Source organism: Acidocella sp. C78 (genome assembly GCF_907164655.1).
Map to the genome: position 1 here is coordinate 21,579 of NZ_CAJQZK010000035.1, position 6,354 is coordinate 27,932.

Below are 6,354 nucleotides of genomic sequence, written 5' to 3' on the forward strand. Positions count from 1 at the left end.
TATGGGCGGGTCAAATCTCGATGGAATTCCCGGGTCAGATCTCAGCGGAAATCAACATTCAGTTCGGCTTTGCGAACGCGTTCTGGGGCATTCTCGCGGCGGCCACGGTCATCTTCCTGACGGGAATTCCGATCGCCTATTACTGCGCAAAATATAATGTCGATGTCGATCTGCTGACCCGCGGTGCGGGCTTCGGCTATCTGGGCTCGACCATAACCTCGGTCATCTATGCCAGTTTCACCTTCATTTTCTTTGCTCTTGAAGGTTCGATCATGGCGCAGGCGTTCAACCTCTACTTCGGCATCCCGCTGCCGCTCGGCTATGCGATCGGCTCGCTGATGATCATCCCGCTCGTTGCCTTCGGCATGACCGTGCTTTCCAGATTGCAGGTCTGGACCCAACCGATCTGGCTATTTCTGCTCTTCAGCCCACCGATCGCGGTTCTCGCCGTCGATCCGCATGCCATTTCCGGCTGGATTGGCTTCGCCGGCTCGTCGCCAAGCGGCTCCGGCTTCAATCCGCTGCTGTTCGGCTCTGCCGCCGGGATCGCACTGTCACTGATCGCGCAGATTGGCGAACAAGCCGACTATCTCCGCTTCATGCCGGACAAGACGGAGAAAAACTCGATCGGCTGGTGGCTCGCCGTACTCGGCGCCGGCCCCGGTTGGGTCATTCTCGGTGCCAGCAAGCAGCTCATGGGCTCGTTCTTCGCCTCCGTCGCGGTATCACACGGCACCCCGTTGGCGCAGGCGAACGAGCCGATCCAGATGTATCATGCCGGCTTCACCTCGATGTTCGGCGCCGGGATGGTGGCGATCAGCGTGGCGACGTTCTTCGTCATCCTCTCGCAGATCAAGATCAACGTCACGAACGCCTATTCAGGCTCGCTTTCGTGGTCCAACTTCTTCTCCCGCCTGCTGCACGCGCATCCGGGGCGCTTCGTCTATATCTTCCTCAATATCGGCATTTCCTTGACGATGATGGAACTCAACATGTTCCACTTCCTCGGCAAGATCCTCGGATTTTACTCCAACGTCGCAGTTGCCTGGATCGGCGCGGTGACGGCCGACCTCGTGATCAACAAGCCGCTGCTCAAGCTCAGCCCGTCCTATGTCGAGTTCAAGCGGGCCCATCTCTACAATTTCAATCCGGTCGGCTTCGGCTCGATGGTGATCGCCTCGATCATCTCGGTGCTCGCGTTCTTCGGTGTCTTCGGGGCCTACGCTGCGGCCTTTTCCTCCTTCATCGCGCTTGCCGTCGCCTTCGTGCTGTCGCCGATCTTCGCGATCATCACCAAAGGGAAATACTACATCGCGCGCGACCCGTCCTATCATCCGGGTGTCGGCCACACCGCGATGAACTGTGTTGCCTGCGGCTTTGAATACGAGCCGGAGGACATGACCGGCTGCCCGTTCCACAAGGGCAGCATCTGCTCGCTCTGCTGCTCGCTCGACAGCGATTGTGCCGACATGTGCAAGAAGCCGCATGCCACGCCATCGCTGTCGTTCGGCTCGCCGACGGTTTGATGGCCTACCGCTGATTCGTGTGGCTGGGCCGTCGGACCAGCCACGCCCCTTTCACCTCTCAAGGAGAAAAGCTCATGCTTCATGGTGATATTTCCGCAAGCAACGACACGGTCGGCGTCGCGGTCGTCAACTACAAGATGCCCCGGCTGCATACCAAGGCCGAGGTACTGGCCAACGCACAGAAGATCGCTGAAATGCTGATCGGGATGAAAGCCGGCCTGCCCGGCATGGACCTGGTGATCTTCCCCGAATATTCGACGCACGGCATCATGTATGACCGTAACGAGATGTTGGAGACTGCTTCCGTCATTCCGGGCGACGAAACCGAGATCTTTGCCGAAGCCTGTCGCAAGGCCAAGGTTTGGGGCGTGTTTTCGCTGACCGGAGAACGTCATGAGGAGCATCCGCGCAAGATGCCCTACAACACGCTGATCCTGATCGACGACACAGGAAAGATCGTCCAGAAATATCGCAAGATCATGCCATGGACGCCGATCGAAGGCTGGTATCCAGGGTCGACGACCTATGTCACGGAGGGCCCGAAGGGCCTGAAAATCAGCCTGATCATCTGCGATGACGGCAACTATCCGGAGATCTGGCGCGATTGCGCGATGAAGGGGGCGGAACTGGTTGTTCGCTGCCAGGGCTACATGTATCCCGCAAAGGACCAACAGGTCATGATGGCCAAGTCCATGGCCTGGGCCAACAATGTCTATGTCGCGGTTGCCAACGCCGCTGGCTTCGACGGGGTTTATTCCTATTTCGGACACTCCGCGATCATCGGGTTCGACGGGCGCACGCTCGGCGAATGCGGGGAGGAGGAGTATGGCATCCAGTATGCGCAGCTTTCGAAGTCCCTACTGCGCGACGCACGCCGTAATGGCCAGTCGGAGAACCACCTCTTCAAGCTGCTCCATCGTGGATATACCGGGATGGTGAATTCCCATGAAAACGAGCCGGGCAAGGCAGTCTGCCCCTACGATTTCTATCGCGAGTGGATTGAAAATCCCGAGGCGGTGCGCGCGAAGGTCGAAGGTCTTACACGGCCGAGCCTCGGGACCGAGGAATGTCCGATCGAGGGCATCCCGATTGAGGTCAGGCTTGCGGCCGAGTGAGCGCCCGCACTCAACGTGGCGTCACCGCGAGGATGGATCGGAAACAATCTGGCCTTCGCATTTTTATCGTGAGGGTGTGGCCGTTCAATGAGAGGCGCTGCACAATGCCGGTATGAAAGGAACTGGCTTTCGCTTGACACTTGGCTGTCCGAGCGAGGCTCTGATCGTGGCAGGAGGCAAGTTCAGTGGCTGGTCAGAGCCAAGCGGATCATAAGTCCTCCGAATGCCAGAAAGATGAGGCCGCTTAGTATCCGTCTCCTCCTTGCGCGGCCGGGTATGGTGTCGGATACAGTTGATAACCCGGGCGGCATTACCCGGCCGGATTGAACGGAAACAGGTGCAGCCGGTCGGCCGCGACATGCAGGGCGGCGAGGCCGTCGATCCGCAACAACGCCTGCCAGTGTCCGGCCTCGAAATGCGCGCCGATGCAGGTAGCCGGCATGCCCTCTGCGGCGAGGGACATCGCACCGCGCGGCCAGAACAGCAGCGCCTGGGCCGCACCGGCGAGGCGGGAGGCGCCGCCGGGAATGCCGAGCGGCGTACCACCGAAGACAATGGCGGCGTCGTCCCCCGCCGCGCGCACCGGCACCAGAACTCCGCCGCACAGCCCGGCGAGGCGCGCCGCATAGGGGGTCGCCGGCCGGGCGAACATGGCATCCGGCGTGGCGCAGGCGGTCAGGCGGCGATCTTCAAGAATGGCGACGCGGTCCGCGAGGCGCGCGATATCCGCCGGATCGTGCGAGATGCAGAGCGCGGCCAGTCCGGTTTCGACGATCAGCGCGCGAAGCTCGGTGCGCAGGGTTTCCCTGGTCTCGACATCGAGACTGGAGAACGGCTCGTCGAGCATCAGCAGGCGAGGTGCTGCGGCCAGGGCACGGGCAAGGCCGACGCGCTGCTGCTGCCCGCCCGACAGGGTGGCCGGCAGGCGTCCCGCGCAGGCGGCGACGCCGAACTGGTCGAGAAGGGCCAGCGCCTTGCGCTCCCGCCCGGCACGGTCGCGGATCACCACCGCCACGTTTTCGAGAACGGACAGATGCGGCCAGAGCGCGAAATCCTGGAACACCATGCCAAGGCCGCGCGCCTCGGGACGGACGAAGGTGGCGGCGGCATCGTCGACCAGGACATCGCCGATGCGGATCGCGCCGCGCGCCGGCCGGTCGAGCCCGCCGATCACCCGCAGCAGGCTGGTCTTGCCCGATCCGGACTCGCCGGCCAGCACGACGCATTCGCCGGGGGACAGGCTCAGCGCCGCATCCTCGACGACCAGGCGGCCGCCGCGCTGCACGGCGACGCCGTCGATGGCGAGTGCTGCGCTCATGCCGGGCGCAGGCGCCGCGGCGCGGCGAGCAGGGCAACGCCGGCCGCGAGCAGAAGCGCGAGCCCGGCCATCGCGCCGAGGCCGAACAGGGCGAGCCGCGCCGAGGCGGCGTAGTCGCTCATCTGGTCGAGCGTGACGATGGCGACGCCAAGCGGCGTGGCCCCCGGCGGATAGAGCAGTTCGGAGACCGGCAGTTCGAACATGATCGCGGCGGCGACAAGCAGATAAGCATAGGTGAAGGGCCGGATCAGCAGCATGCCCTCGATATCCACCAGCCGCGTCAGGCGCGGCAGGCCGTGCAGCCGCGCCGCTGCCACGAGATTGGGATCGAGATCGTCCAGCGCGCCCTGCATCATGCGCAGGGCGAGCGGGGCCATGCCCGCGGTGTAGCCGATCAGCAGCAGAAGCCGACTGCCATAGAGCGGGAGCAGGTCGTTGTTGAAGGCGACGATGTAGCTGGCGCCGAGCACGAGGCCGGGCACCGCCATGTTCGCGACCAGAGCGACGTCGAGCACCGCCGTGATGCGGCGGGCGCGGGAGGCGCGCAGGCGCAGGATCAGCACGGCGACGCCGAGCGACATCGTCGCGCCGACCATGCCGAAGCCGAGCGAGCGCAGCACCGCGCCGGGATGCGGCATGGGAACGGGCAGCGGCTGGAGCGCGCGCGCGAACAATGCCACGACCGGAATGACGATCCCGACCAGGGCAAACACGCATGTCAGCGCGGCGAATACGAGTTCCCGCCGCCACGCCGGGCGCTGCCGCGCGGGCGGCCGCATGCGGCCGTTCTGGATCGCCGCCCCCTGCCGCCGGCAGGCCATGGCGATGCCGCCGAACACCGCCGCAACGGCGATCAGGCGCCAGCACAGGATCGAGGCGCCGGCAAAGTCGGTCGGGGTTTCGGCGAGGTGCTGGTAGATCGCGTAGGTCAGGATCGGCACATGGCTGGTGACGCCGAGCGTCGCCGGGATGCCAAATTCCTGCATGGTTTCGATCACCGCGATGGCGAAGCCGACCGCCATCGCCGGCGCGAGCAAACGCAGGCCGATCCGCACGCGCGGGATGAAGGGAACGCCGTGGATGGCGGCGGCCTCGGCCGGCGCCGAATCGGCGGCGGCGAGAGTGGCCCGCGCGACCAGGGCGGAAAACGGCAGCGCCTTGACGACATAGAGCATCATCAGGCCGCCGACGCCGAAGAAGGCCTGCCCGGCAAGCGTGGCGCGCAAGGCGTGGTTGCTGAAAATGATCATCCAGCCGGTCGTCAGCATGTAACTCGGCGTCAGGAACAGGCCCCAGAGCGTCAGCGTGGCGGCGCGGGCGACCGGGCCCTCCGCCGTCGTGGTAAAGAGGGCGAAAAGCGCGCCGAGCGGTGCAGCGATGATCGCCGTGCCGACCGAGAGCAGCAGGGAGACGACGAAGGCCGGCCAGTCGCCGGCCGCGCCGTGACCGGAAAGAAACGGCATGACCAGCAGGCGAACCAGCGGGTAGACAAAGAAGGTCGCGATCGGCACAGCGATGATCGCGGCCCGCAGGCCGGCCGCGCCGGACCTCATCGGCAAACGGGTCTGCGCTGCGCGATCAAGACCCCGCCCCGTCGACCGCGTGGGCGAACCAGGCCAGCACGTCCTTCTCCCGTGCGCCCCAGCTTGCCGCGTCGAGCGTCGCGAGATCGAGCGTCGTCAGCGGCGGCAAGGCGCGGCGGGGCGCGGATTGCGCGGTGACCGGCCAGTAATAGCTGTCGCCCTCGCCTTCGCGTTTGCGGATGGCCTGACCGGCGGGGCTTTCGGCAAAGGCGATGAAGGCCTTCGCCTCGCGCAGCGCCCGGCCGTGCAAACCTTTCGGCAGCACGATGACGTTCGGAAGCACGTAGGCGGGGCGCGGATAGATGACGGTGAGATCGTGATCGCTGTTGCGGGCCGCGTTCACGGCGGCGGAGGATTGCACGATCGCCAGCTTGATCGTGCCGCTGCGCAGGGCGGCCAACGTGGCATCGTTCTTGGCGAAGACCTGCAACCCGTTGGCCTTCAGCGCGGTGACGAAACTCTTGCCCTGCGGCCAGCCACCGGCGGTCTTGAGCATGCCGGCCAGTGCCGGGTAGGTCGGGCCGGAAATCGCGGGGTCGTTCATGCCGACAACGCCGCGATAGGGCGGCGTGGCGAGATCGTTCCACGTCTTCGGCGGCGGGAGCGTGGATGACTTCCTCATCACGAACACGCCCGCGAGAGTGAAGCCGGTGGGCACATAGGCACCGTCCGACGGCAGCATTGAGCGGCCGGTCGCGGTGAGCGTCACCGGCGGCCGCAGCCCATGGGCCAAGAGTCCGGCCTGATCGAGCGAAACGGCGGCGGTCGCGCCATCGAACCAGCCGATATCCCAGTCGGGATGATCGCCCTCG

At 65.1% G+C, this 6,354-nt stretch carries 5 protein-coding genes; 2 read left to right on the forward strand and 3 right to left on the reverse strand.

Features of this window, described 5'->3' with window-relative positions:
* Positions 1-20: 20 nt before the first annotated feature.
* Entirely contained in the window at positions 21-1,526 is a 1,506-nt protein-coding gene (locus tag ACIDOCELLA78_RS000000111635; RefSeq protein WP_201729693.1) for a cytosine permease, read from the forward strand.
* Positions 1,527-1,600: 74 nt separating this feature from the next.
* The gene (locus ACIDOCELLA78_RS000000111640; protein ID WP_201729694.1) at positions 1,601-2,641 is read left to right on the forward strand and encodes an aliphatic amidase; all 1,041 of its coding nucleotides are present in this window, start codon (positions 1,601-1,603) and stop codon (positions 2,639-2,641) included.
* Positions 2,642-2,951: 310 nt separating this feature from the next.
* Here the strand turns inward: ACIDOCELLA78_RS000000111640 and ACIDOCELLA78_RS000000111645 are convergent, their stop codons facing one another.
* The 3 genes from ACIDOCELLA78_RS000000111645 to ACIDOCELLA78_RS000000111655 all read right to left on the reverse strand — a co-directional run.
* Entirely contained in the window at positions 2,952-3,959 is a 1,008-nt protein-coding gene (locus tag ACIDOCELLA78_RS000000111645; RefSeq protein WP_201729695.1) for an ABC transporter ATP-binding protein, read from the reverse strand.
* Positions 3,956-5,512 carry an iron ABC transporter permease gene (locus tag ACIDOCELLA78_RS000000111650; RefSeq protein WP_201729696.1) on the reverse strand — a complete coding sequence of 519 codons (1,557 nt, stop codon included), beginning with the start codon at positions 5,510-5,512 and terminating at the stop codon, positions 3,956-3,958. The genes ACIDOCELLA78_RS000000111645 and ACIDOCELLA78_RS000000111650 overlap by 4 nt, the downstream gene beginning before the upstream one ends.
* A gap of 25 nt (positions 5,513-5,537) precedes the next feature.
* The coding region (locus ACIDOCELLA78_RS000000111655) for an ABC transporter substrate-binding protein (protein WP_201729697.1) at positions 5,538-6,354 on the reverse strand (817 nt) is incomplete at its 5' end.

What these genes read in the sequence shown, in the direction of transcription:
- ACIDOCELLA78_RS000000111635 (WP_201729693.1), top strand. Translation starts at nt 21, where the DNA reads ATGGAATTCCCGGGTCAGATCTCAGCGGAAATCAACATTCAGTTCGGC.
- ACIDOCELLA78_RS000000111640 (WP_201729694.1), top strand. Translation starts at nt 1,601, where the DNA reads ATGCTTCATGGTGATATTTCCGCAAGCAACGACACGGTCGGCGTCGCG.
- ACIDOCELLA78_RS000000111645 (WP_201729695.1), bottom strand. Translation starts at nt 3,959, where the DNA reads ATGAGCGCAGCACTCGCCATCGACGGCGTCGCCGTGCAGCGCGGCGGC.
- ACIDOCELLA78_RS000000111650 (WP_201729696.1), bottom strand. Translation starts at nt 5,512, where the DNA reads ATGAGGTCCGGCGCGGCCGGCCTGCGGGCCGCGATCATCGCTGTGCCG.